Source organism: Agarivorans sp. MS3-6 (assembly GCF_054112545.1).
The window spans coordinates 3,555,089-3,579,154 of the sequence record NZ_CM134202.1 but is presented as its reverse complement, the minus strand read 5'-3'; the positions used below and the strand labels follow the sequence as shown (position 1 = coordinate 3,579,154).

Here is a 24,066-nt window from a genome sequence, read left to right as displayed (position 1 = left end):
ACACTTCATTGAACGGCTTTCCTATACCAAAAGTTATCCGTATTTATCTAATTTAAGTAATTATACTAAGAAAGTTCTGTCCACTTCCAAGTTAGCAACAAGCTTTGCTTACCGCAGAACTTGTTGCCAAACTAAAGTTGCGAGCATAACACTCATATTTACTAGGTATGCGCAGTGATATGATGCTACTAAGCCTTACACGCTCACTTCATCCACTAAGTACAATATCGATTGATACACCACCCCACTGTGATGCGACAAACCAATTTCGCAGGTTCGGCTATTGCTGTAACCACGGGTGCAGCCCTCTGGCACTTGGGCTTTTAGGGGCGCTAAGGCGGCTTTATTTAGCTCTGGGGTGGTAAAGCCTTTATCGCCAGCCCAACCGCAGCAGTATATGTGCTCAGGTAATATGGCTTGCTCAGCACAATGTTTAGCAATATCGAGCAGCGGATCGTGCATGTCCATGCGGCGCGAACTACAGGTAAGGTGAAGCATTACAGGTTCACTAAGCTTGGCTATCTCTAGCTTGTTAAGTGCGTGTTGGTGAATAAAACCTATTGGCTCATATATATCGAGGGGCTGGCTAAACTGCTCTTTGCTGCGTTTAGCGCAGGGGCTAGTGTCCATTAACACTGGCCAGCGGCCCTGTTCGCTCAGTTGCCAAATAAGCGTTTCTAGCTGCTGTGATTTGTCGGCAGCAATCTCTAACATGCCTTTGCTGTGATAGGGCATGCCACAACATAAATCATCGCCCTTATCGGCCATTATCACTTCAAAGCCGGCTTTTTCTAACACGCTGCAGGTCACCTCTACCAGTGGCCGAGGGTCGATAGCGCCGGCTTGCGGCCCCATAGTTCGCGCCGCACAAGACGGTATATATACCACTTTTTGTTTATGAAAACGGGCTTGTGGTGGCTGGTATTTGGCGCGTGTAGGATAAGCGGGATTCCAAGTGGGCACCTTGCCTGCCGATATGTTGGTAATACCTTTACTGATTGCGCTTACCGCGCCCGACCCCAGTACTTTTTGCCCCAGCTCGGCGGTGCCTAAACCTAGACGGGTCATGGTTGCTACACTGGAAAAATGTTCGGCTGTCCAACGGGCGATGTTTTGGTACTTCGCATATTGTTGCTCGCGTAATTGCCGCACTAAGTCACCGGTATTAATGCCCACCGGGCAACGGTCGGCACATAAACCTACCGCAGCACAGGTATCTATGCCTAGATATTTAAAGTCTTTTTCTAACTCAGCCAGGCGCGGGGCATCACTGCCACTGCGGCGCAATTCACTTAACTCGCGATACAATACTATACGTTGCCGCGGGCTAAGACTTAAGCTACGAGAGGGGCAAACGGGTTCACAAAAGCCACATTCAATACACTTATCTACCAACTCATTGGCGGCTGGCATGGGTTTTAAATTGGCTAAATGCACTTGGCTATCGCTATTGAGGATAACCCCAGGGTTCAGCAAATTTTGGGGGTCGAACAGCTGCTTAATTTGTTGCATTAAGGCTAAACCTTCGGCGCCCCACTCTAGCTCTACAAACGGTGCCATATTGCGCCCCGTACCATGTTCCGCCTTTAGCGAACCTTGGTATTTAACCGCCACCAACTGGCTTACAGCATCCATAAAGCGGCCATAACGCGCCACTTCTGCCGGGTCATCAAAGCCTTGTGTGAATACAAAATGTAAGTTGCCCGCCAAGGCATGGCCAAAGATAATCGCCTCGGTGTAGCCGTGCTCAATGAATAGTTGTTGCAACTCGCAGACCCCATTAGCTAAGCGCGCTACCGGAAAGGCAACATCTTCAATAATCACCGTTGTGCCAGTTTCGCGCACCGCCCCTACTGCTGGGAACATGCCTTTACGAATCGCCCACAACGCGGCGGTTTCATTGGATTTAGTGGTAAATGCTACCTCACCGATGCGAGAGAAACTCTGCAAGCTGCCCATCACTTGCTCACAAAGCTGGTTGAGTTCATCGGTTTGGCTACTGCGCGTTTCCACTAACAAAGCGCATGCATGTTTATCTAAACTGGCTATAAAGTCTGGCATGCCCGGCTTATTGGCTACCGACGCTAACGCGAGGCCATCCATTAACTCCACTGCCGCAACGGGTTGGTCGGCTAACACCTGCACCGCTTTACAGGCAGTATCGCTGTCGGCAAATACCAGCAGCGTTGACGCCTTGTGTGGATGCTCGATAACGGTGTTATAGGTAAGCTCAGCAATAAAAGCCAACGTGCCTTCAGAGCCTATCATTAGGTGCTGCAAAATATCGAAAGGGTCGCTAAAGTCCACCAACGCGTTAAGGCTGTAACCAGTGGTATTTTTCAAGCGGTATTTATGGCGGATTTTGTCGGCTAAAGCTTGGTTTTGTTGGGTGTTTTTCGCCAGCGCTAACAACCCTTCTAGCAAGCCAGCGTGGCTGCGCTTAAAGGCTGCTACGCTATGTGGGTCGCCAGTATTTAATACCGAACCATCAGAAAACACCACCGTGATAGAAGCCATAGTGTGATATGAATTTTGCGCCGTGCCACAGCACATACCCGAGGCATTATTGGCGGCAATACCGCCGATTTTACAGGCATTGATGGAGGCCGGATCGGGGCCGATTTTGCGTTGAAACGGTGCTAAGTAACGGTTGGCATCTGCGCCGATGACGCCAGGCTGTAGGCTGATTTTTTCGCCATTATCCAATATTTCATGCTGGCGCCAATCATCACTGAGTAAAATCAGTACTGAATCGCTGATTGCCTGCCCCGACAAACTGGTACCTGCGGCGCGAAAGGTATAAGGCAAGGCTAGTTGGGCGCAATTGGCCATGACCACTTGTAACTGCTCTAGGTGATTCACCTTAACCACCAACTTTGGAATAAGCCGATAAAAACTGGCGTCGGTGCCATAAGCCAGCGTTTGCGCAGCGCTGGTGATCAGCTGCGTGGGCTCAAAGTGCTCGGCTAGGCGCTCAAACAGTTGTTGGTAAGATCCTTCTAATACAGGGCTAGTTGTTTGAGTCATGGTTTATTCCTGAATCTATTTATAAAAAGTTGCTGGCCGGGAAGATGTTCCTCGGCCAGCAAAACTAAAGTGAATACCTTACAAAGCACTGCTTGCTTCACAGGGCTATTCGCTGATTACCACAATAATAATTAGCTGACTGGGGCCATGGGCTCCGTAGGCTAAGGTTTGTTGAATATCAGCCGTTTTTGATGGCCCTGAAATAAGCAGCACATTGCTGGGTAAACCTTGTGACCATTGTTGCTGCTCAATTAATTGCGGGAAGTTATCAATAATTTGACTGGCTTTAATCACCGCCACATGACAGGGCGCAATTAACGACAAGCTGCGGGGTTCGGCTTCACTCGGTTTAAGTACCACCGTACCAGTATCGGCAATGGCCGCGTCGCAGCCGGTTAACGTTACGCTAGTTTGGTTAAACAGGGCTTGTTTGTGCCACTCAAAGCTTTGTGTAAACTGGCTAAGCGGCACTCGCCCGGCCAGTGCGAGTTCAAACAGCTCTGCCCACTCTCCGCCGCTGCCACGCATGGCGGTTTTCCAGTTATGTTGCTCGGCTAACTCAATTAAACAAGCACTAAGCTGACTGCTGCTGGTAATGCTAAGTACATCGGCGTGCGCCGCCTCTAAACACTGACTAAAGCGCTGTAGCCGCTGTTCAGTTGATTGAGCTTGCCACGGTTGATGGCTGCCTGTAGAGGCCTGAGGCGCTAAGGCACTCACCCCTTTTAAGCGCGCCATAATATGGCTTTTAGCCATAGAATCCGTCATCACCATTAATTTGATCCCTTATTGCTGGCACTGCTTTGGTCTGCTGATTGACTGATAGGCTGTTTGTTAGCCTGTTGTTGACGCTGTTTCATTGCTTGATGGAAGCTCTGCTCGGCCAAGGCAGGTTTGCCTCGGCAACGTGTCCACGCCCCCATTGGTATGGGGATAAACTTAGCTAAGCTTAAAACAAGCGAGGTACAAACGTTGTAAATGGCCGAGTGAGTGCTTAACCATGCCCAAGCGCGCCAGGCAGTATGCTCAACAACACTGGCGGCACTGGCTTGGCCTTTGAGTGAAGGCTGGCCAGCTTCGGTGGGTAATTTGGCATCGCGGCGTAAGCGCTGCAATAAACTGGGGATGGGAATGTTCACCGGGCATACTTCTTCACAAGCCCCACATAAGCTAGAGGCGGTGACTAAGTCACTGGTATTGGCTAAACCTTGCAAGTGTGGCGAGATAATTTTACCAATGGGGCCAGGATACGTGGTGCCGTAGGCATGCCCCCCAACCCGCGTATATACTGGGCAGTGATTCATACACGCTCCGCAGCGAATACACTGCAGGGTTTTACGTAGGGCCTCGTCGGCGTAAGCTTGCGAACGACCATTATCAAGCAACACCAAATGCACTTGTTGGGGGCCGTCTCGCTCTGGTGCGCGGCGAGGCCCAGAGATCATATTAAAGTACGTGGTAATATGTTGGCCGGTCGCGGAACGGGTAAGTATGCTAAATAACGGCGGCACGTCACTGAGAAACTCCACCACTTTTTCGATACCCGTTACCGCAATATGCAACGGCGGCACGGTGGTGGTCATTCGGCCATTGCCTTCGTTTTCAACCAAACACAAAGTGCCCGTTTCGGCCACCGCAAAATTAACCCCAGAAATGCCCACATCGGCTTGTTGAAACTTGCTGCGCAATACTTCGCGGCCAGTTTGAATCAGCTTGTCGACCGATAAGGTGTAGTTAAAGTCTTTAATATGTTGCTGAAATATATCGGCCACTTGCTGCTTGTTCTTGTGAATCGCCGGCATAATGATATGCGAGGGAGTTTCTTCTGCTAGCTGTACAATGTACTCGCCCATGTCACTTTCAACACATTCAATGCCTAAGCTTTCAAGATGCTGATTCAAAGCGATCTCTTCAGTCACCATCGACTTGCCTTTCACCACTTTTTGGCCACCCGCTTGCTGAATTAAGCCCGCAATGAGTTGTTGGGCTTGAGCGGCGTCTTCAGCCCAATGCACCTTAATCCCGTTGGCCTCACAGTGACGCTCTAACTGTTCCAATAACTCGGGTAGTTTAGCTAAGCAACGCTGGCGAATATTCTCGGCATGTAAGCGCAGCTGGGCAAGTTCATCGGGATCGTTAAAGGCATCTTTACGCTTTTGTTGGAGGTAGTCCATTGCGCCACGAAAGTTATCGCGCAACTGTTGATCGGCTAAGGCTTCGCGAGCTTGGCTTTTAAACTGCTTGGCTTGATAGTGTTGAACGCTCATTGCTCGCCCCTTTCATCAGCGGTGCGTTGCCACAAAAAGCTGGCTAAATGCTTACCTTGAAACGAAGCGGCTTCGCCACGATAAGCCAAGTGGCCGTTAATATTGGCCAAGCAGCCCCAGTCGGCACTGACCAGTTGCTTGGCCGATGATTGGCTCAAGTGAGTGGCCTTGTCTTCAACCATAGCTTGGCTGATATCGGCATGGCGCAGCGCAAAGCTGCCACCAAAACCACAACATTCGGTTTCGTAGGCGGCGTTTTTAATTTCCACATTATTGAGCTGCGCAAGCAAAGCCTGTGAGCTGACATGAATACCCATTTCTCGGCGACCGCTGCAAGAGGTATGTAATACCACCGAGGTAGGCTCGCCTTTATCTTGTAAAGTGGCTCGGCACACCCTTAGTAAAAACTCACTAAACTCATACACCCGCTCGCTAAACGCTTGAGCCCGAGCATGCAGCCTAGGGTCATCGGCAAATAGAGAGGGGTAGTGTTTAAACATCATGCCGGCGCAAGAGCCCGACATCACCACAATAGGGTGATCCTCAGGGAACAAGGCTATTTGGCTTAGCGCCACGGTTTTTGCTTGGTCTTGATAGCCTGAAGTATAGGCGGGTTGGCCACAGCAACTTTGTTTTTCGACCCAGATGATTTCTATGCCTTCGCGCTCAATTAACTCAACAGCCGCCATACCGCCATCAGGGTCGAGAACGTCTAATAAACAGGTGGCATAAAAATACACCTTGTTGGGTTTACTTGGATAGATCCGTAATCCTGTTTGGGTCATTCCTTACCTCTGGCTCTTGAGCGATTAATTGCTACAGCGCTATGCTTTAGTCTGTTCATTCTAGTCAAGTGGCGTAAAGCTGGAATCAGACCTTAGTGCATAGCGTGAAACCCAGCACACCCTTGATGTAAAAATTAAACTTTTATTTAACATTTAGCTTACACCTTGGTAATTTATCCATATATAGAAATAAAGAAATAGATTATTTCCAAAAGATGCCAAATGTAGATGACCTGATTTTATTTGCTGATGTGGTTGAACAAGGCTCCTTTAGTCGCGTCGCAGAACAACGCGAACTCACGAACTCGGTAGTGAGTAAACGGGTTGCCCGCTTAGAGAAAGAGCTAGCAGTACAACTTTTATACCGCACCACCCGAAAACTCTCGTTAACCGAGGCTGGCCAAGCCCTATTTGCTCAAGCCAAAAATATTTCACTGAGCGCCCAAGAAGCCTTTGCAGAAGTAGTTGAATACGGAGAAAGCTTAAGTGGCAAAATCAGGATCAGCGTACCCACTATTTCAGGCGAACTATTATTGGCCGAAGCCCTAGCAGGCTTTAGTGAGGCTCACCCAGAAATTAGCATTGAAATGTCGATGGATAACCGCTTTGTCGATTTACTTGAAGACGGTTTTGATATGGCTATCCGTACCGGTAGCCTGCCCGACTCATCACTGATTGCTCGCCATATCATCGACTCACATTGGGTCGTCGTCGCCAGTCCTCGCTATTTACTTAAGCGAGGAACACCTTGGACAGCAGAAGAGCTACCGAAACATTGCTGTTTAAGTTATAGCTACCAAGAGGGGGGCGCCGAAGAGTGGTTATTTCACGAGCACAACAAAACTCAAGCCGTTCGCGTCAATAGCGGTTTTAGCACCAATAATGCGCGGGCTTTGCGTAAAGCAGCCATTGCCGGTCACGGTATTATTTACGTGCCTCGTTGCTTAGTGCATGAAGATTTGGCCGCCGGACGCTTACAAGAAGTATTAGTAGGCCAAGCCGCGAAAGTACTAGGTATTTATGCTGTTTACCCCTTCACCCGCCAACAACCGAAGAAAATAAAGCTACTGATTGAGCACATTCGTAGCCAGTATTTGCGCATCGCTGAATATTTTTAGTGCTTGAAGATTTGGCCGCCTAGCGCTGACAAGAAATATTAGTAGGCCAAGCCGCTAAAGCACTAGGTATTTATGCGGTTTACTCCTTCGCCCGCCAACAACCGAAGAAAATAAAGCTACTGATTGAGCACATTCGTAGCCAGTATTTGCGCATCGCTGAATATTTTTAGTGCTTGAATATTTGGCCGCCGGGCGCTTACAAGAAGTAGTAGTAGGCCAGCCGCTAAAGCACTAGGTATTTATGCGGTTTACTCCTTCGCCCGCCAACAACCGAAGAAAATAAAGCGACTGATTGAGCACATTCGTAGCCAGTATTTGCACATCGCTGAATATTTTTAGCGCTTGAAGATTTGGCCGCCTAGCGCTTACAAGAAGTATTAGTAGTCCAGCCGCTAAAGCACTAGGTATTTATGCGGTTTACTCCTTCGCCCGCCAACAACCGAAGAAAATAAAGCGACTGATTGAGCACATTCGTAGCCAGTATTTGCACATCGCTGAATATTTTTAGTGCTTGAAGATTTAGCCGCCTAGCGCTTACAAGAAGTAGTAGTAGTCCAGCCGCTAAAGTACTAGGTATTTATGCGGTTTACTCCTTCGCCCGCCAACAACAGAAGAAAATAAAGCGACTGATTGAGCACATTCGTAGCCAGTATTTGCGCATCGCTGAATATTTTTAGTAGTTGAAAAGCGGTAAGATTATTGAAAATAATTACATCCTCAGACCAATAGACTTCTATACTTACAAAAAACCGTTGAAATGATGATTTCAGTGAAACAATATTTATCACTAGCCAACTTAGCATTATTGTTTTTCAGCTGTAGCCTTAACGCTGCCGCTACATTCAAGGTCGGCTCGATAGATCTAGATATGGACAACAGCGAAGAAGAGCCATGGTTAGACTATCTGCATGAAGCTGCGGCCAACTTAGATATTACGCTACAAGTAATAGAGTTGCCCGAAGCCCGCGCCCATCATTTGGCGATAATGGGAGAGCTAGATGCAGAGGCTTTTCCTTACGATATCCCCTCACGCGAATCTCCACAGATGATAAAAGTAAATGTGCCTATAGAAACCGCAAAGTTATGGGTGTGGGTACATATTAACCAACAATGTATTAGCGACCCCGCTCAACTTAAAAACCTGCAACCCGTGGGTACCCATGGCATTCCTTATTTCGACATTTTTTATCAACTCTCAGAGGTAGGTTACAGTAAAGTGCCGTCTACTGAATTGATGGTAGAAATGCTCAGCCGAGGCAGAGCTGACTATTTTGCAGCGACCCACGACGCGGTGCATTTTTTATTATCAGAAGAGCAACGTTTACTCATAAAACACTGCCTCGATGCCCCCTATATAGAGATTCAAAGTCACCTCTACTTACATAAAAAGCATCAAGCCATCGTTAGTTTATTTGAACAAGAATTAAATCGAGTAATTAGCCTACACCCCGAACACGATGATTAACCGCGCCCCAACTTTCATATCTTGCCTCATGATTAAAAGGGCTAGAGCCTAGGCGAAACTGCTGGTAGTGTTAGCCTTTCACTCGCTAACATCGCGCAGGAGCTTAGATTTGAGCCGTTCTTCTTTCCAACAATTTCACTGGCAGTCTGCCCAGTTTGGCTACGCTAGTAACGACATTGATGCGTTTTACAGCTTACTCGGTCAGCAAATGCAACGTTTAGGTATGCTAAAACACACTCTCGGTCATATAGAGGCTTACCCTCTCGATTTATACCAATCGCCTGAACCACAAGCAACATTACCTAATATTTTAATTAGTGCGGGCTTCCATGGCGAAGAAGCTGCCGGCCCTTGGGGTATGCTGAAGTTTCTGTCGGCGTTAAACAGTGAGGTATTTAAACAAGTAAATTTAAGCCTATTGCCATTGGTTAACCCTACCGGTTTTAAAGCTGGTCATCGTTTTAACCAGTATGGTGAAAACCCTAACCGAGGTTTTGAATTTGAAGCAGGGAAAGCTTTCGCAGGCGAAGGCACCTCTGCAGAAGGCGTGTTGTTGCTAGCACAACAAGATTTACTGAAACAACTCAGTGGCGATGGTATTTTAACTTGCCATGAAGATGTCTTGCAGCACTGTTGTTACGTGTATTCTTTTGAGCCCCAACAAGCAGCCGCTACCTTTAGTTATGGCCTGCGCGACAGCTTAGCCAAATACTTTAAGTTAGCCGCCGACAATAGCATTGATGGTTGCCCACTAGAGGATGGCTTGATTCATAACCACTACGATACTTCGTTTGAATCTTGCTTAGTGAGATTAGGAGCCAAGCAAGGGGCCTGCAGTGAAACCCCAGCTTTAGAGGACTTTGACCAACGCATCAATGCGAACTGTGCGGTGATGCAACAATTTGTAGCATTGAGCTATTAGCCGTATCTAGCTACTTGGCTAACATTTTAGTTAAGTAGCTAAGCCTTAGTTGGCTTCGTCCTGGTCTTTATTTTGTAGTTCTAAGTGCATTTCAATCACTCCGTCTTCTAGCTCAAACTTCACCCTAAAACCAAGGTGTTTAGCTAAACCTGCCATGCCACGGTTTTGGATCATGGTAATGCCACTTAAGGTTTGCGTACCCATCGACTGATAGTAACGGATGAGCTTTTGCAGCAGCTGTTTGCCCAAGCCTTGGCCTTGCAAGTCACTTCTTACCACCATAGCAAATTCGGCTTCTAGATTATCAGGGTCGATACTGGCCCGCACCACCCCTAAGATAGCGCGGTCATCTTCGGCTAGCTCGTCTACCGCGATAAAGGCCATTTCTCGTGCATAATCAATTTGAGTCAATAAGGCCATTTCTTCATGGGTCATTTGGCCGCGAGCCCCAAAATAGCGTTTATAACGGTCTTCTTCGGTAAGTGATGAATCAAAGGCCAAATGGTTAGGTTCATCTTCAGGTAAAATCGGCCTGAGTAATACCCTGTTACCACTTTTAGTCTGACAGTATTCTTCTAGTTCTTTGGGATAAGGGCGGATAGCCAATCGCTGTGCACCTCGAGCATCCACCGCTTGCAGCCGCATATTTACATCCAGTAAAGTGATATTGTCGCCCGCCGCTAAAACTGGGTTTAAATCTAGCCTCGCGATCTCTGGGCAATCAATGATTAAATTGGATATGCGGGTTAACATGCTGCAAAGCGCTTCCATTTTTAGGCCATTGGGTAGCCTGCGGTCTCTAATTTTTTGGGCTTTAAGTGCTGATATTACCAAGTAACGCGCTAAGCCCATATTGAGTGGCGGTAGCGCCACCGCTGCATCTTTAGTTTCATCCCACTCAGATCCCCCCTCACCTAAAAAGATGGCAGGGCCAAATACCGGGTCGTTAATTACCGCGACTCGCAACTCTTGCGCCCCGGCGGTCAGCGCCATGCGCTGCAAAATCATCCCTTCGACCTTAGCTTGTGGGTACGCTTGCTGTACCCGCGCTAACATTGATTCAGCGGCAATAACCAACTCTTGCTGATTATTAATATTTAGACTGACACCATGCACATCCGATTTATGCAAAATATCAGGAGACTGAACCTTTAATGCGACAGGGTAACCAATCTGGTTAACGCAAGAAATGGCCTCTTCAACGTCATGCACTAACCAAGTGTCAATCGTTTGCAAACCATAGGCTTGTAACAAGGGCTTGGCTTCGTGGGTTTCTAATACGTAAGTGTGTCGTTCCAGCGCTTGCTGCAAGATGAGTTTAGCATTTTGATCAACCGCGGCTTCATCGGTAGTGCTTGGCGTTTCAGACAATAGCTTTTGATTGCGGCGAAATTCAACCATGTGCATAAACGCCCCCACCGCGCCTTCAGGCGTTCGGTAAGTTGGAATACCCGCTTTGGTGAAAGCGACACGCCCGGGGTAAGCGGTTGCCTCCCCCATCCAGTTAGTGAGGATATTAAGACGCCTGGCTTTACTGTCATGCTTTATCACCTCGATTAAGGCGTTGGCGGTATCCTCGGCACCCGCTAATGCTGAGGGAGCATGCATCAGTAACAGCGCGTCTGCCTCGCCACTGGAAGCGACAATATCTAAGGCTTTAGCGTAACGGCTTGGGTCGGCGTCCCCGACTATATCTAAGGGGTTTTGCCCAGACCAAGTCGAAGGCAATACTTCGGCAAGTTGCGCCAAGGTTTGCGGCGAAAAGGTAGCCAGCTTGCCACCTCGCTCCATCAGCGCATCAACCGCTAATACTGCTGGACCACCACCGTTGCTAATAATGGCTAAGCGCTCCCCACGCAATGGATTAGCATAGGTGAGAGTTTCCACCGCGGCGAACAATTCATGTAAGTCTTTTACCCGCAGCATACCGGCACGTTTGAAAGCAGCGTCATACACCGCATCATTACCGACAAGGCCGCCAGTATGTAGTGATGCAGCTTGCGCACCTAAGCTACTACGCCCTGACTTAATCACCAAAATGGCTTTATTGCGCGAGGCCGCTCTGGCTGCCGACATAAAGCGCTGAGTATCTTTTACCGAATCAATGTAAAGCATGATTACCTGGGTTTTAGCATCCCGCGATAAGTAATCTAACAGTTCACCGAAATCGATATCTAGAGCATCCCCTAGAGAAATAAATGACGAGAATCCAATGCCTTTATTATTAGCCCAGTCTAATACGGTAGTGCACACTGCGGCAGACTGAGACACAAAAGCAATTTTACCCGGCTGAGCGTCGGCATGAGCAAAAGAGGCATTAAGGCCAATCTGGGGTAATATTAGCCCTAAGCTATTGGGGCCTAGAATTCGCATGCCATAGCGTTGCACAATCTGAGTGAGCTGCTCAACAATAGGCTGCCCTTTATCATCTAACTCGTCGTCTAACCCACCCGCAGTAATGACCACAGTTTTACAACCAAATTGGCCTAACTTCTCAACCACCTCTGGTAATCGTTTAGCATTAACACACACTACCGCGAGATCGGGACGCTGAGGAAGCTTCTCAATGCTGGGGTAAGCCAATACCCCTAACACGGCTTTATATTTCGGCGTTACAGGCATAACTGGCCCGTTAAAACCCGCGCTCATTAAATTTTTCATGACCACGTTGCCGGGACGCAAAGGCCGATTTGACGCACCAATAACAGCAATGGATTTTGGAGAAAAGAGGTCGTGCAGCTTTCGTTGGCTCATTAGAGAATTCTCAGTCGCTTATTTAGCCCAGATAGAATTAGTGTAACGTCAAAAATAGTAGACTAAACCACTAATAGTTCACAGAATTTGCAGCAAATTTATCCACCAGCCTAGTAAAAATGAATCATTCGCCTGTAATCTTCACTAAAGCTTGGACCAGCATACATTATCAACACAAATAGAAGGCTGCTTTGCAACATAACAACTACAATAAACATAAACCTCATCTAGTTTTTTTAAGTTGAACCGCTTTTTCATACAAAGCTCTGGACAAAAAGCGTTTTTTTATTCATATCTTAAAAATACTCAGCATACTTTAAGGAAGAAGGCATGGCCTTAAGCTCTATTCAAGCCATTAACCATATGACTAAAAATCCGGTTACGGTTAAACCCAGCACCTCATTATTTGATGCCATTGATATTATGCTGACAGCAAAAGTATCTGGAGCAACCGTGCTAAATGATCAACGAGAAGTCGTAGGTGTCATCTCTGAAATCGATTGTTTACAAGCTATCTTGAAAGGGACTTACCATGGCGAAATTGGTGGCATGGTAAAAGAGTTCATGACCGAAGAAGTGGACAGCGTTGGTCCTGAGATGGATATTTTGGCAGTAGCCGAAAAGCTGATTAACGACAAACGCCGCAGGATGCCAGTGGTGCAAAATGGCAAATTTATCGGCCAATACAGTATCCGTAGTATTTTAAATGCCGTAAAAGAATTCAATTTACGCTAAATAGCAAGCCAGTAAAATGGGCAGCTCGCTGCCCATTGCAGTTTAATGAGGTTGGTTTACCACCATTTGAGGTTGCAGGGCTTCAATTTCTGCAATAATCCCCGCGGTGTTCTCACTGTCTGGAATCATCAAGTCTAGCTCAGCGGTAAATACATTTTCACCGGCATCAGGCACACTCATTCGATGGCATTCTAGCTTAGTGACATTGACACCATGTTCAACCAATAGACGAGTGATATCATTAATTAAACCAGGGCGATCTTCTGCGCCAATCACTAATTTCACTTCAGCTGATTTCACTAAATGTGCCGGTTTGCAATCATGGAAGCTCAATTGTAAATCAGGCAGATTGGCCAGATCATCCCTTAAGGCTTGTTCATTTTTCTGAGGAATTTGGACTTTAAAAATGCAGGCAAATTGCCCGTCTAAGTTAATCACTCGACTGCTAAGCCACTTACCTTGATGTGAGTGAGTTAAATCAGCCAAACTATTTAATCTACCGGGTTTATCTTCACCAACAACGGTGACCAAAAATAGAGCGCTCATACATCGACCCCTTACGCTGTAAACCTACTTTAAGTTTATACCAAATGGAGACTAAGGGTGTGAGCAAGCCCGAAATTTACTATGGCTTTTGTTAAAAGCCTTAAGAAATGCTGAATAAGTACAAAAAACTATATTTTTTAATGACTTTTTTGTTGTTTTTAGACAGTAAATCCAGCGAATTCGCTGGATTTATGACTGATAATAACCCCGACCCACCGACATTAAGCGGCTAAATAAGCATTATTTACTGCTATACACACCCACATTAGTGAAGCCCGCATCTTGCAAGTATAGCGCTTGCAACTTACTCATCACTCCACGGTCACAATACAGCATGTAGTGTTTGGTTTGATCGAGGTCGCCAAATTGGGTGGCAAGTTTAAAGAATGGGATATGTTTAACCGCTACATTCTCCATGGCGAACGGCTTAAGTTCTTGCTCTTCAGGAGAGCGTATATCTAACACAACCGCTTCTTTATCGTCTTCTAACTCTGCGATATCAACTTGATGAACCTGTTCATCAGTTTGCTTGGCGATATCTCGAATATCAGTAATTCGCGACTCTTCAACCACTCTATCCAAGATAGCAAAATCGAATTTTTCTTCTTCAATCAATAATTTCGATTCGACCGCTTTAACTGTAGGTTTATTGGAAATAACCCCACAATACTCTGGCATAGTTTCAGCAAAGTCACCGGTACCAATACGCTTAGATATGTCGATGATGTCTTGTTTATCAGTGGCAATTAGGGGGCGTAGAATCAAGGTTTCAGAAACCCGATCAATCATGCTTAAATTGACCAAGGTCTGACTCGATACTTGCCCGACAGCCTCTCCAGTCACTAATGCAGGAATATCTAATTGCTGGGCAACCTTGGATGCGGCTCGCATCATCATTCGCTTAAGCACCACTCCCATTTGGCCGTTATCGACTTTCTCTAGAATTTCGTTTACCACCGGATCAAAGTCTACCGCTACAAACTTAACTCGATGCGAAGAACCAAAGCGTTTCCAAAGGTGATGTGCGACTTGCTTAACACCTAACTCATGGGCTCGACCGCCGAGGTTAAAGAAACAGTAGTGCACCTTTGCGCCACGTTTGATTAACTGATAACTGGATACACCCGAATCAAATCCACCAGAGATTAATGACAATACGCTTTCTTGAGTCGCAATCGGGAATCCGCCTAGCCCCTGGTGTTTAGCTTGCACTAAGTACATCACATCATCGGTGATTTCTAACTTAACCGTAACGTCTGGGTTCTTTAATTTAACCCCGTTACTTTCACAGTGTTGGTTTAAGCCGCCCCCCACATAACGCTCAACTTCAATGGATGAGAAATCATGTTTGCCATTACGCTTAACCCGCACACAGAAGGTTTTATCTTTTAGTCGATCTTTCCAAACATCATGAGTGAGCTCATAAATATTATGCAGATCAGTGAAAGTTTGCTGAGTCACTTCTAAGAAATGCACAATGCCGGGGGTTGAAGATAAGGCTTCTATAACCGCTTGGCGGTTTTCTGCAGAGTCATTACGTGAGGTGACTACCATTCGGTCCCAATCTAAACGAACCCGAATAGTTTCATCGATGGGACTGATTACGTTACGAATATTGCTTTGAAGGATCTTGCTAAAGCGTTTGCGCACCGGCTTACTCTTCATAGCAATTTCAGGGAACAATTTAACAATAAACTTCATAACTCAGCGGCCTCGACAAATTTGGGCGCGAATTATACCGCGAGAAAGCGTAGTGAGCCAATTTAGTTTATAGACCAGAGGGGACCGAAGTGAAGTGATAGATAAATAGTGGCCGCAACCCGCAGGGTTACGGCTCAATGCTGAGCTACTCGGAGACTTGAATTTCTCCAGATTGAGCAGCCTTACCTTGCATAATACCTATTTCAACTCGACGGTTACGGCGGCGATTTTCCAAGGTATTATTTTTCAACAAAGGCTGAGTATCAGCCAAGCCGCTCACGATTAATCGTTCTTCAGCAAAGCCCTTCACTTTGATCAGCTCATGCGCCACTGACACGGCCCGCTGGCTAGAGAGATCCCAGTTAGACCGGTATAGCTCTGACTCGGCTTGCTGGTTGTCGGTATGCCCCGATACGGTAACAATGCCGGGAATATCTTTTATCACCTCACCCACTCGGCGAATTACCGGTCGAAACTTAGGTTGTAAAAATGCAGATCCCGAAGGAAAAGCGCCTTTCTCGCGCACTCGAATAATAATTTGCTGGCCTAGAGACTCAACTTCAATTGCCCCATCTTCAATTTGATCACGTAACTGCTGAGCAATCCGTTTGGCGGTTTGATTTTGTTGGCTTTGCTGTTCAGCTTGGCTTTGGGCCGACTGCGCTTGGGTCGCAGACGCTCGCCCACCCGTTTGTTGACCCGCTGCTTTTTGTTGGCCGCCGGCATCGGCTTCTTCACCATCATGAAACTCAAGCTTGGCCTGCGTCATGTCGATGGTTTGCTGCATGATGGTTTCAATTGGGGTTGGCTCTGGACGGCCAGGGCGAAACTCCTGAGCGATCACCGAAGTCCCTTTAGGGATGTCTTTCACTTCTAGCAGGTTTTGTACGCCAAAGGCGTATTTCATGGAGCCAGCAATTTGCTTAAACTTCATCACGTCCATTTCTGAGAAGGCCAACAACAATACAAAAAAGCACATCAACAAAGACATTAAGTCAGCGAATGTGCCCATCCATGCGGGTAAGCCTTCAGGTGGACACTTGCAAGGTTCTTCCATAGTGCGTTACCTATTCTTCGGTGGTGCCCAAGGAGCGTTTACCTTCAGGAATGTAGTTTTTCAATACCCCTTCAATCACTCTCGGATTTTGTCCATCTTGGATGCCTAATACTGCATCGAGTATCAAACTACGATTCAGCTTTTCTTCGTCGGCTCGAAGTTGCAGTTTTTCACTAATAGGAATGGCCACCATGTTAGCTAAGATAGCGCCATACAAGGTGGTTAACAAAGCTACCGCCATGGCAGGCCCAATGGATTTTGGGTCATCCATGTTGGACAACATCGCCACGAGACCAATCAGCGTACCAATCATGCCCATAGCAGGCGCAACATCACCGATGGCTTTAAAAATACCCGCGCCAAATTCATGCCGTTCGGCGGTAAGCAGTATGTCTTTCTCCATGGTTGAGCGCACCACATCTGCATCATGGCCATCAACCAACATATCTATGCCTTTTTGCATAAATGGATTGCTGATCTCGGCTTCTTCTAAAGCTAAAAACCCCCCTTTACGGGCGGCGTCAGCCATTTCCACAGAACGCTCAATTAAGTCATCGGGTTTGTCTACTTTAAATACAAAGGCCTTAACCGCAATTTTCACTGCGCCTAAAAACTGGCCAAGGTTGTATTTCATTAATACAACAAATAACGAACCACAAAAAACGATCAATACCGAAGGGATATCGATAAAAATCTCGATCCCTCCCCCCATCACCATCGCCATTATTACAAATGCGAAGGCGCCGATAATCCCAATCAGCGTTGCTAAGTCCACTGCCTATTCCTTTTAACCTGTAGCCTAGAGATTCTAATTAAACTAATACTAGTCTACTCCCAAAACAGAATCGAAGGTAATTTGTGTTCCCATATCAATATCTTGACACAGCTAGCTCTTATATATTTATCGACCAAAATAAAAATACTTGAGCCCCAAGTTTGACCTACTTATGTGGCTAAGGTAACTTTGCGCCAGCAGAAGCATCAGAGAGGCCTTGGCTGTGGTTGCAAAAAAACCAGAAAAAATGAAGTTTGAAGAAACGTTAGACGAACTTGAGGATATTGTTCAACAACTTGAACAGGGCGAATTAAGCCTAGAAGACTCACTCAAACAATTTGAGCGCGGGATTAGCCTGGCCAATGCCGGTCAAGCCAAGTTGCAACAAGCCCAACAGCAAGTGGATATTCTTCGCCAAGGCCCAAATGGCGATACCTTAGAACCACTAGAGCAGGAGCCAGCTGAGTGAATTCATGCCTAGCCAGCACAATTGCTGACTATCAATCGCAGATTAATACTTACCTCGAACACGTTTTAGAACAGCAAGAGGTTAATGACCCGCGCCTATTAGCCGCTATGCGTCACGGCTTATTGCTTGGCGGCAAACGGGTTCGCCCACTGCTGGTTTATTTAACTGGGCAACTAAACGGTGCACCGAGCGAGGCGCTAAATGTCGCTGCAGCCGCGGTTGAGTGTATCCACGCGTACTCGTTAATTCATGATGATTTACCCGCCATGGACGACGATGACCTGCGCAGAGGCCAAGCCACTTGCCACATCGCCTTTGATGAAGCCACCGCCATATTGGCTGGTGATGCCCTGCAAGGTTTGGCTTATAGCTTAATTGCCGAGGCTCCCGTCAGCGATGCACAAAAAGTGGCGATGTTGCGAGTGTTAAGCCAAGCCGCTGGTTACAATGGCATGTGTGGTGGCCAAGCCCTAGATATAGCGGCAACCAACCAACAGATTAGCTTGGCGCAATTAGAAACGGTTCATCGACATAAAACAGGAGCCTTAATTAAGGCTGCGGTAATGTTAGGTGCTATTTGCGCCAACATTTCGCACGATGATCACCAACAGGCTTTAGCGCGTTATGCCGATGCGCTAGGTTTAGCTTTTCAAGTACGAGATGACATTTTAGACATCATTAGCGATACCGATACCTTAGGTAAACCGCAAGGTTCAGACGAAGCCTTAAACAAAAGTACCTATCCTAGTTTACTTGGCTTGGATGGCGCACTAGATAAAGCGGAAAATCTTGGTAAAGAAGCGCTTCAAGCTTTAGAGAGTTTGCCTTACAATGGTGAGTTACTCGCCTTATTAGCTGATTATGTCGTACATCGAAACAACTAGTCGTCAACAATAAGAATAATGATAAGCATCTGATATGACACTGAATATTAAAGATTACCCTACACTTGCTAAGGCTGATTTGCCTCCGCAACTGCGCCAACTAGAGCAGCAGCAGCTTCCTGAGCTTTGTGATGAGCTTCGCCAATATCTGCTAAACAGTGTCAGCCAGTCGAGCGGTCATTTAGCCTCGGGCTTGGGGGCGGTAGAGCTAACCGTAGCCTTACATTATGTTTACAACACTCCTTTTGACAAACTGGTCTGGGATGTGGGGCATCAAGCTTATCCACACAAAATTTTAACTGGTCGTCGCGAACAAATGTCGACCATTCGCCAATTTAAAGGTTTACACCCCTTCCCGTGGCGTGGCGAAAGTGACTACGATGTATTAAGTGTTGGCCACTCTAGCACCTCTATCGGTGCCGCATTAGGCATGGCAATCGCCGCCGAGAAAGAACAGCAAGGCCGTAAGGTGATTGCCGTAATAGGTGATGGAGCCATGACCGCCGGTATGGCCTTTGAGGCACTGAACCACGCTGGAGCAATTCATAACGACATGCTAGTGATTCTCAACGACAATGAGATGTCGATTTCAGAGAACGTTGGCGCACTAAACAATTCATTAGCTAATATCTTATCTGGCTCGCTTTACTCATCATTGCGAGAAGGTAGCAAGAAAGTCTTAAGCGGTATGCCACCGATTAAAGAACTGGCTCGGCGTGCCGAAGAGCACCTTAAAGGTATGGTGGTACCTGGCACCTTGTTTGAAGAATTTGGTTTTAATTACATAGGCCCAATTGACGGCCACGATGTGAAGGGCTTAGTACGCACATTAACTAACATGCGTGATCTTAAAGGCCCACAAATCCTTCATGTGATGACCAAGAAAGGTAAAGGGTATTTACCCGCTGAGCAAGATCCTATCGGTTATCACGGTGTCCCAAAATTTGATCCTAGCCAAAATAATCTGCCCAAAAGTAAAGGCGCGGCACCAACCTTTTCTAAAGTGTTTGGTGATTGGCTATGCGATATGGCGGCCCAAGACAGTAAGTTGATGGGGATTACCCCAGCGATGCGCGAAGGCTCTGGCATGGTGCGTTTCTCTAAAGAATTTCCTGAGCAATACTTTGATGTAGCGATTGCCGAACAGCATGCGGTTACTTTTGCCGCTGGTCTCGCCATTGCGGGTTACCAGCCAGTAGTGGCTATTTACAGCACCTTTTTACAGCGAGCTTACGACCAAGTTATTCATGACGTGGCCATTCAAAACTTGCCGGTACTGTTTGCTATAGACCGCGCTGGCATTGTTGGCGCAGATGGTCCTACCCATCAAGGGGCCTTTGATTTAAGTTATTTACGCACGGTGCCAAACCTAGTGATTATGGCGCCAGCCAATGAAGATGAATGTCGCCAAATGCTTTATACTGGTCACCTTCACCAAGGGCCGGCTGCGGTGCGTTATCCGCGTGGTGGTGCTGACAATACGCCAATTAATACTGACATGACCGCGATGGAAATAGGCAAGGCACGGGTATTACGTGAAGGTAAAAAAATCGCTATTCTCAACTTTGGAAGCCTATTATGCAAAGCCGCTCCGGTAGCCGAACATTTAGACGCAAGCCTGGTGGATATGCGCTTTGTTAAACCACTTGATGAGGCCTGTATTCGCGATGTAGTCGCCACCCATGATGTGCTAGTAACCCTAGAAGAAAATGCCATATTAGGCGGCGCGGGCTCGGCGGTGAATGAATTTTTGTTCGCCCAGCAGCTGAACCACGTTAAGGTACTTAACATTGGCCTCCCCGACCACTTTGTGGAGCAAGGCAGCCAAGATGAAATATACCAATTGTTAGGTTTAGATAGTGCCGGTATTCAGAATAAAATAGACCGTTTCTGCCAAAAAAGCTAAACCGCTAATCAAGCACTTTTAAGTGTTCAAACAATGGAAATGGATTGGCGCGATTAATACTCTTGAGATTGATCCGCTGATTTAATGCCCATATTTTTCTCTGCCAATACAGCGGGACAAATACCGCTTCTTGATAGAGTTGCAGTTCTAAGCGCTGAATGATTTCAGCCCGGTTTACCTCGTCAAGCTCTTGCTCTGCCGCAAGAATCAACTGCTCAACGTTCTCATTTTGGTAAGCAGCGCATGAGGTTGTGCTGGACGGTGCGCCACCGTCAGTCTCTTGTAGATAGATAGCGCGGGCAATGCTTAATACGTTACCAGCATCACTTTGGCGTCGGGTTAACACTAAATCACTGGCACAACTGTCTATTGCTTGTTGATACTGCGCTTCGTCTAACCACTGCGGCTTAAGCGTGATATTAACTCTGTCTAGCATGGTAACCAGTTGCGAAACCACTTTGGCTTGGTCTTCAAATAGCAACTTTGGCACCGCCATGGTGATGCTAAAACCTTTGTCATAGCCAGCTTGCTGTAACAATTGGTGCGCCAGTAACAAATTATAACGCGGTAATAACTGCGGATTATAACCAGGCTGGCCGGGAATGCTTAACTGGGTAGACACTAAGGTGTAAGAACCCAATACTTCTGCCAGCCGAGCATTATCAATAGCCAAATTAAGCGCTTGGCGTACCACTCTATTGGCTAAGGCAGGATGCCCTCGATTAAGCTCTATCGCTAACCACTTTAACCCTTCTGTTTGAATAACCGATAACTGTTGGTCTTTACTGAGTAATTCGACATAGCTTTGTGGCACATGATCAACCACGTCTACATCTCGCGAGAACAAGCTAGCCATACGCATTTCAGATTGCTTAATCGGCACCACTTTTATCTGCGTGATATTGCTCCGGGATTTTCGCCAATACGCCTTGTTGATAGAAAATTCGGTGACTATCCCTGGTACATAACGCTCAAGCTTGAACGGCCCAGTACCGGAAATACCGGTGACTTCATCGCTATCATCAGAGGCAAGGTAATGCTGTTTATCCGCTGGGAATATATAGCTCAAACGCTGAATCAATTGTGAGAATGGGCGATATGTTTTCACTTCAAAGGTGAGTTGATTGATAGCCCTTAAGCTTTTTATCGGCGCGAATAGGCTTTTTAAGTGCGATTGCTGGCTAATTTTATCAAAGGTCCACGCGACATCTTCGGCTGTTAGTGGATTCCCCGAATGGAAGCTAATCCCCGATTTGAGTTCAAACTGAATTTGCGTTGGCGAGATAATCTTCCACCTAGCCACTAAACGCGCACCAGCCTGGCCGTTTTGGTCAAACAGAAACAAGGGGTCAAACAGTAAATGATTAACAAAGTTACTACTGGCATCAAGCTCATCAACAATCACACTGGGCTTAGTTTGAAAAGCAGTACCCCAGACCAACGATTTTGCCTCTGCGAATGTCAAACAGCTAACGCCACCAAGCAATAGGGTGAGCACCATCCATCTCAGTTTCGCTGTATCTAGAGCTAGCAATAGCAACGCCTTAGTTCCTCTTTTCGGTAATTCAGCTAAGTTACACGGGATGAAGCAATAAAAAAAGCGGGACAAGCCCGCTTTTTACTGATTTTCAAAGTACTTAGGCTATTCGCCCCTCTTCTAAGGCAAAACATGCCACTTGCGCATTCCCAGCACTAAGCAATACCGGCTGTTCTTGCGTGCAACGCTCATTAGCGTAACGGCAACGCGCATGGAAAGCACAACCTTTAGGCGGATTAAGCGGTGAAGGTAACTCACCTTCTAGCTTAATTTTCTCACGGCGGTGAGCGGGGTCTAAACGTGGTGTACTCGACAACAAGGCTTGGGTGTATGGGTGTTTAGGGTTAGTAAACAACTCTTCGCAAGACGCATATTCAACCGCTTTACCGAGATACATCACCATCACTTCGTCAGCAATGTGCTCTACAACCGATAAATCATGCGAGATAAAAATGTAGCTTAAGCCCATTTCTTCTTGCAGATCCATCATTAAGTTAAGCACCTGAGCTTGCACAGACACGTCTAAGGCCGATACAGGTTCATCGGCAACCACAACCTTAGGGTCGAGCATTAAACCGCGAGCAATGGCGATACGCTGACGCTGACCGCCAGAGAACATATGTGGATAGCGATCATAATGTTCAGGGCGTAACCCTACTTTGCTTAACATGGCTAAGGCTTTTTGCTTGCGCTCTGCTTTGCTCATGTCGCTGTTAATCACCAAAGGCTCTTCTAAAATAGTGCCTACCTTCTTACGAGGGTTAAGCGAACCATAGGGATTTTGGAAGATAATTTGGATTTTTTGGCGCAAAGCTTTGGCAGCATCTTTACCTAGACTAAGAATGTCTTTTCCATCAAAACACAGTTCTCCTGCAGTGGGGGTTTCAATCATGGTCAGTACCCGTGCAAGGGTTGATTTACCACAACCAGACTCACCCACTACCGCTAAGGTTTTACCTTTTTCAAGCTTAAAACTCACTCCATCTAAGGCTTTAACCGTAGCATCTGGTTTAAACATACCGGCTTTCACGTGGTAGTGTTTAGTTACCCCGTTGACCGACAACACAGACTCTTGCTGTTGCGGTTCAGCCTTCTGAGAGTCTAGCGCTGCGGCTTTCATTATCGTGTCACTCATGCGCTTGGTCTCCCTGCGTCATCTAGCGGCGTAAAACAACGAACTTGACGTACGCCCTCGCCTTGCATGCTTGGTCGCTCATTACGGCAACGTTCTGTTGCATAAGGGCAGCGAGGGTTAAGCAAGCAGCCTACTGGGCGGTCAAATGCACCTGGTACCACACCTGGCAACGCATCTAAACGCGCTTTACCTAGCGACGACTCTGGCAGTGAACGCAGTAACGCTTGGGTGTAAGGGTGTTTAGGTTTAGAGAAAATTTCTTCTGCCGGGCCAGATTCAACCACTTGACCCGCATACATAACAATCACTCGGTGAGCAGACTCAGCGACTAACGCCAAATCGTGAGTAATTAATACCAAGCCCATGTTTTTTTGCTTTTGTAGATCGAGCAATAGGTCCACAATCTGCGCTTGAATGGTCACATCTAAGGCAGTGGTTGGTTCATCGGCAATCAGCAATTTAGGATCACAAGCAATCGCCATTGCTATCATCACCCGCTGGCTCATGCCGCCAGACAATTGGTGTGGATAGGTTTTCAAGCGAGACTCTGGGTCAGGAATACCCACTTGGTCTAACAATTCGATAACCCGCTGACGACGCCACTTTTTATTACCACTTTGGTGAATTTTTAAAGCTTCACTGATTTGATACTCAACCGTGTAGCAAGGGTTAAGGCTAGACATAGGCTCTTGGAAGATCATCGCGATTTCAGCGCCAGTGATAGCGCGTCGCTTATTCTCTGACATCGCCAACAAATCTTGGCCTTCAAACTTAAGCGTATCAGCGGTGACCTTTCCTGGGTAATCAATCAAGCCCATAATCGATAAAGAGCTGACACTCTTACCGGAACCGGACTCACCCACGATGCCAACAATTTCACCTTTCTCTACGCTGTAACCCACTTGGTCTACCGCGCGAAAAGGATTCTCTCCATCACCAAATTCAACAGTGAGGTTATTAACTTCTAATAAAGACACGACTAA

The 24,066-nt window shown here is 46.8% G+C and carries 19 protein-coding genes; 7 read left to right on the top strand and 12 right to left on the bottom strand.

Annotated features, from left to right (window positions below; translation table 11 throughout):
* Positions 1–195 precede the first annotated feature (195 nt).
* From ACVFI8_RS16470 to ACVFI8_RS16455, 4 genes are all read right to left on the bottom strand, one after another.
* Entirely contained in the window at positions 196–3,027 is a 2,832-nt protein-coding gene (locus tag ACVFI8_RS16470) for an FAD-binding and (Fe-S)-binding domain-containing protein (RefSeq protein WP_248712494.1), read from the bottom strand.
* Positions 3,028–3,132: 105 nt separating this feature from the next.
* On the bottom strand, positions 3,133–3,795 hold the full coding sequence (locus tag ACVFI8_RS16465) for a LutC/YkgG family protein (RefSeq protein WP_457871947.1): 663 nt from the start codon (positions 3,793–3,795) through the stop codon (positions 3,133–3,135).
* A gap of 5 nt (positions 3,796–3,800) precedes the next feature.
* Positions 3,801–5,294: a LutB/LldF family L-lactate oxidation iron-sulfur protein gene (locus ACVFI8_RS16460; RefSeq protein ID WP_248712496.1), complete on the bottom strand. Its 1,494-nt coding sequence runs from the start codon at positions 5,292–5,294 to the stop codon at positions 3,801–3,803.
* Positions 5,291–6,079, bottom strand: a complete 789-nt coding sequence (locus ACVFI8_RS16455) for a (Fe-S)-binding protein (RefSeq protein WP_248712497.1) — start codon at positions 6,077–6,079, stop codon at positions 5,291–5,293. Before ACVFI8_RS16455 ends, ACVFI8_RS16460 begins: the two co-directional genes overlap by 4 nt.
* A 215-nt stretch (positions 6,080–6,294) precedes the next feature.
* Here ACVFI8_RS16455 and ACVFI8_RS16450 point away from each other — a divergent pair, with 215 nt between their 5' ends.
* The 3 genes from ACVFI8_RS16450 to ACVFI8_RS16440 all read left to right on the top strand — a co-directional run bounded on the left by ACVFI8_RS16450 (position 6,295) and on the right by ACVFI8_RS16440 (position 9,584).
* Positions 6,295–7,197 carry a LysR family transcriptional regulator gene (locus ACVFI8_RS16450; protein ID WP_457871945.1) on the top strand — a complete coding sequence of 301 codons (903 nt, stop codon included), beginning with the start codon at positions 6,295–6,297 and terminating at the stop codon, positions 7,195–7,197.
* A 769-nt stretch (positions 7,198–7,966) separates the two neighbouring features.
* The gene (locus ACVFI8_RS16445) at positions 7,967–8,662 is read left to right on the top strand and encodes a type 2 periplasmic-binding domain-containing protein (RefSeq protein ID WP_248712499.1); all 696 of its coding nucleotides are present in this window, start codon (positions 7,967–7,969) and stop codon (positions 8,660–8,662) included.
* A 109-nt stretch (positions 8,663–8,771) separates the two neighbouring features.
* Positions 8,772–9,584 carry an N-acetyl-ornithine deacetylase gene (locus ACVFI8_RS16440; RefSeq protein WP_248712500.1) on the top strand — a complete coding sequence of 271 codons (813 nt, stop codon included), beginning with the start codon at positions 8,772–8,774 and terminating at the stop codon, positions 9,582–9,584.
* A gap of 45 nt (positions 9,585–9,629) precedes the next feature.
* On the opposite strand, the gene ACVFI8_RS16435 is transcribed toward ACVFI8_RS16440, so the two are convergent.
* On the bottom strand, positions 9,630–12,338 hold the full coding sequence (locus ACVFI8_RS16435; protein WP_457871944.1) for a bifunctional acetate--CoA ligase family protein/GNAT family N-acetyltransferase: 2,709 nt from the start codon (positions 12,336–12,338) through the stop codon (positions 9,630–9,632).
* Between the two features lie 330 nt (positions 12,339–12,668).
* Between ACVFI8_RS16435 and ACVFI8_RS16430 the strand changes: the two genes are divergently transcribed.
* Positions 12,669–13,073 (top strand): CBS domain-containing protein, encoded by a 405-nt coding sequence (locus ACVFI8_RS16430; protein ID WP_248712502.1) that lies wholly within the window; start codon positions 12,669–12,671, stop codon positions 13,071–13,073.
* A 42-nt stretch (positions 13,074–13,115) separates the two neighbouring features.
* On the opposite strand, the gene ACVFI8_RS16425 is transcribed toward ACVFI8_RS16430, so the two are convergent.
* From ACVFI8_RS16425 to pomA, 4 genes are all read right to left on the bottom strand, one after another.
* Positions 13,116–13,619: a glycine cleavage system transcriptional repressor gene (locus tag ACVFI8_RS16425; RefSeq protein ID WP_248712503.1), complete on the bottom strand. Its 504-nt coding sequence runs from the start codon at positions 13,617–13,619 to the stop codon at positions 13,116–13,118.
* A 240-nt stretch (positions 13,620–13,859) separates the two neighbouring features.
* On the bottom strand, positions 13,860–15,320 hold the full coding sequence (gene thiI, locus ACVFI8_RS16420) for a tRNA uracil 4-sulfurtransferase ThiI (RefSeq protein WP_457871942.1): 1,461 nt from the start codon (positions 15,318–15,320) through the stop codon (positions 13,860–13,862).
* 145 nt (positions 15,321–15,465) lie between these two features.
* Positions 15,466–16,377: a flagellar motor protein MotB gene (locus ACVFI8_RS16415; protein WP_248712505.1), complete on the bottom strand. Its 912-nt coding sequence runs from the start codon at positions 16,375–16,377 to the stop codon at positions 15,466–15,468.
* A gap of 10 nt (positions 16,378–16,387) precedes the next feature.
* Positions 16,388–17,152, bottom strand: a complete 765-nt coding sequence (gene pomA, locus ACVFI8_RS16410; RefSeq protein ID WP_248712506.1) for a flagellar motor protein PomA — start codon at positions 17,150–17,152, stop codon at positions 16,388–16,390.
* Positions 17,153–17,399: 247 nt separating this feature from the next.
* Here pomA and ACVFI8_RS16405 point away from each other — a divergent pair, with 247 nt between their 5' ends.
* The 3 genes from ACVFI8_RS16405 to dxs are packed head-to-tail and all read left to right on the top strand — an operon-like array spanning position 17,400 to position 20,411.
* Positions 17,400–17,621: an exodeoxyribonuclease VII small subunit gene (locus tag ACVFI8_RS16405; protein ID WP_248715646.1), complete on the top strand. Its 222-nt coding sequence runs from the start codon at positions 17,400–17,402 to the stop codon at positions 17,619–17,621.
* Positions 17,618–18,505 (top strand): (2E,6E)-farnesyl diphosphate synthase, encoded by an 888-nt coding sequence (ispA, locus tag ACVFI8_RS16400; protein ID WP_457871941.1) that lies wholly within the window; start codon positions 17,618–17,620, stop codon positions 18,503–18,505. The genes ACVFI8_RS16405 and ispA overlap by 4 nt, the downstream gene beginning before the upstream one ends.
* A gap of 34 nt (positions 18,506–18,539) precedes the next feature.
* Entirely contained in the window at positions 18,540–20,411 is a 1,872-nt protein-coding gene (dxs, locus tag ACVFI8_RS16395; RefSeq protein WP_248712508.1) for a 1-deoxy-D-xylulose-5-phosphate synthase, read from the top strand.
* Positions 20,412–20,415: 4 nt separating this feature from the next.
* Here dxs and ACVFI8_RS16390 read toward each other — a convergent pair whose 3' ends face one another.
* The 3 genes from ACVFI8_RS16390 to dppD all read right to left on the bottom strand — a co-directional run bounded on the left by ACVFI8_RS16390 (position 20,416) and on the right by dppD (position 24,060).
* Complete coding sequence (locus ACVFI8_RS16390; RefSeq protein WP_248712509.1) at positions 20,416–21,945, bottom strand: ABC transporter substrate-binding protein; 1,530 nt, start codon at positions 21,943–21,945, stop codon at positions 20,416–20,418.
* Between the two features lie 103 nt (positions 21,946–22,048).
* Positions 22,049–23,083, bottom strand: a complete 1,035-nt coding sequence (locus ACVFI8_RS16385; protein WP_248712510.1) for a peptide ABC transporter ATP-binding protein — start codon at positions 23,081–23,083, stop codon at positions 22,049–22,051.
* Positions 23,080–24,060 (bottom strand): dipeptide ABC transporter ATP-binding protein, encoded by a 981-nt coding sequence (dppD, locus tag ACVFI8_RS16380; RefSeq protein ID WP_248712511.1) that lies wholly within the window; start codon positions 24,058–24,060, stop codon positions 23,080–23,082. The genes ACVFI8_RS16385 and dppD overlap by 4 nt, the downstream gene beginning before the upstream one ends.
* Positions 24,061–24,066: the final 6 nt, after the last annotated feature.

Coding starts and splice junctions, on each gene's coding strand:
- dxs (WP_248712508.1), top strand. CDS start 18,540: ATGACACTGAATATTAAAGATTACCCTACACTTGCTAAGGCTGATTTG.
- ACVFI8_RS16415 (WP_248712505.1), bottom strand. CDS start 16,377: ATGGAAGAACCTTGCAAGTGTCCACCTGAAGGCTTACCCGCATGGATG.
- ACVFI8_RS16455 (WP_248712497.1), bottom strand. CDS start 6,079: ATGACCCAAACAGGATTACGGATCTATCCAAGTAAACCCAACAAGGTG.
- ACVFI8_RS16435 (WP_457871944.1), bottom strand. CDS start 12,338: ATGAGCCAACGAAAGCTGCACGACCTCTTTTCTCCAAAATCCATTGCT.
- ACVFI8_RS16405 (WP_248715646.1), top strand. CDS start 17,400: ATGAAGTTTGAAGAAACGTTAGACGAACTTGAGGATATTGTTCAACAA.
- thiI (WP_457871942.1), bottom strand. CDS start 15,320: ATGAAGTTTATTGTTAAATTGTTCCCTGAAATTGCTATGAAGAGTAAG.
- ACVFI8_RS16470 (WP_248712494.1), bottom strand. CDS start 3,027: ATGACTCAAACAACTAGCCCTGTATTAGAAGGATCTTACCAACAACTG.
- ACVFI8_RS16425 (WP_248712503.1), bottom strand. CDS start 13,619: ATGAGCGCTCTATTTTTGGTCACCGTTGTTGGTGAAGATAAACCCGGT.
- ACVFI8_RS16430 (WP_248712502.1), top strand. CDS start 12,669: ATGGCCTTAAGCTCTATTCAAGCCATTAACCATATGACTAAAAATCCG.
- ACVFI8_RS16385 (WP_248712510.1), bottom strand. CDS start 23,083: ATGAGTGACACGATAATGAAAGCCGCAGCGCTAGACTCTCAGAAGGCT.
- ACVFI8_RS16465 (WP_457871947.1), bottom strand. CDS start 3,795: ATGACGGATTCTATGGCTAAAAGCCATATTATGGCGCGCTTAAAAGGG.
- ACVFI8_RS16460 (WP_248712496.1), bottom strand. CDS start 5,294: ATGAGCGTTCAACACTATCAAGCCAAGCAGTTTAAAAGCCAAGCTCGC.
- ACVFI8_RS16450 (WP_457871945.1), top strand. CDS start 6,295: ATGCCAAATGTAGATGACCTGATTTTATTTGCTGATGTGGTTGAACAA.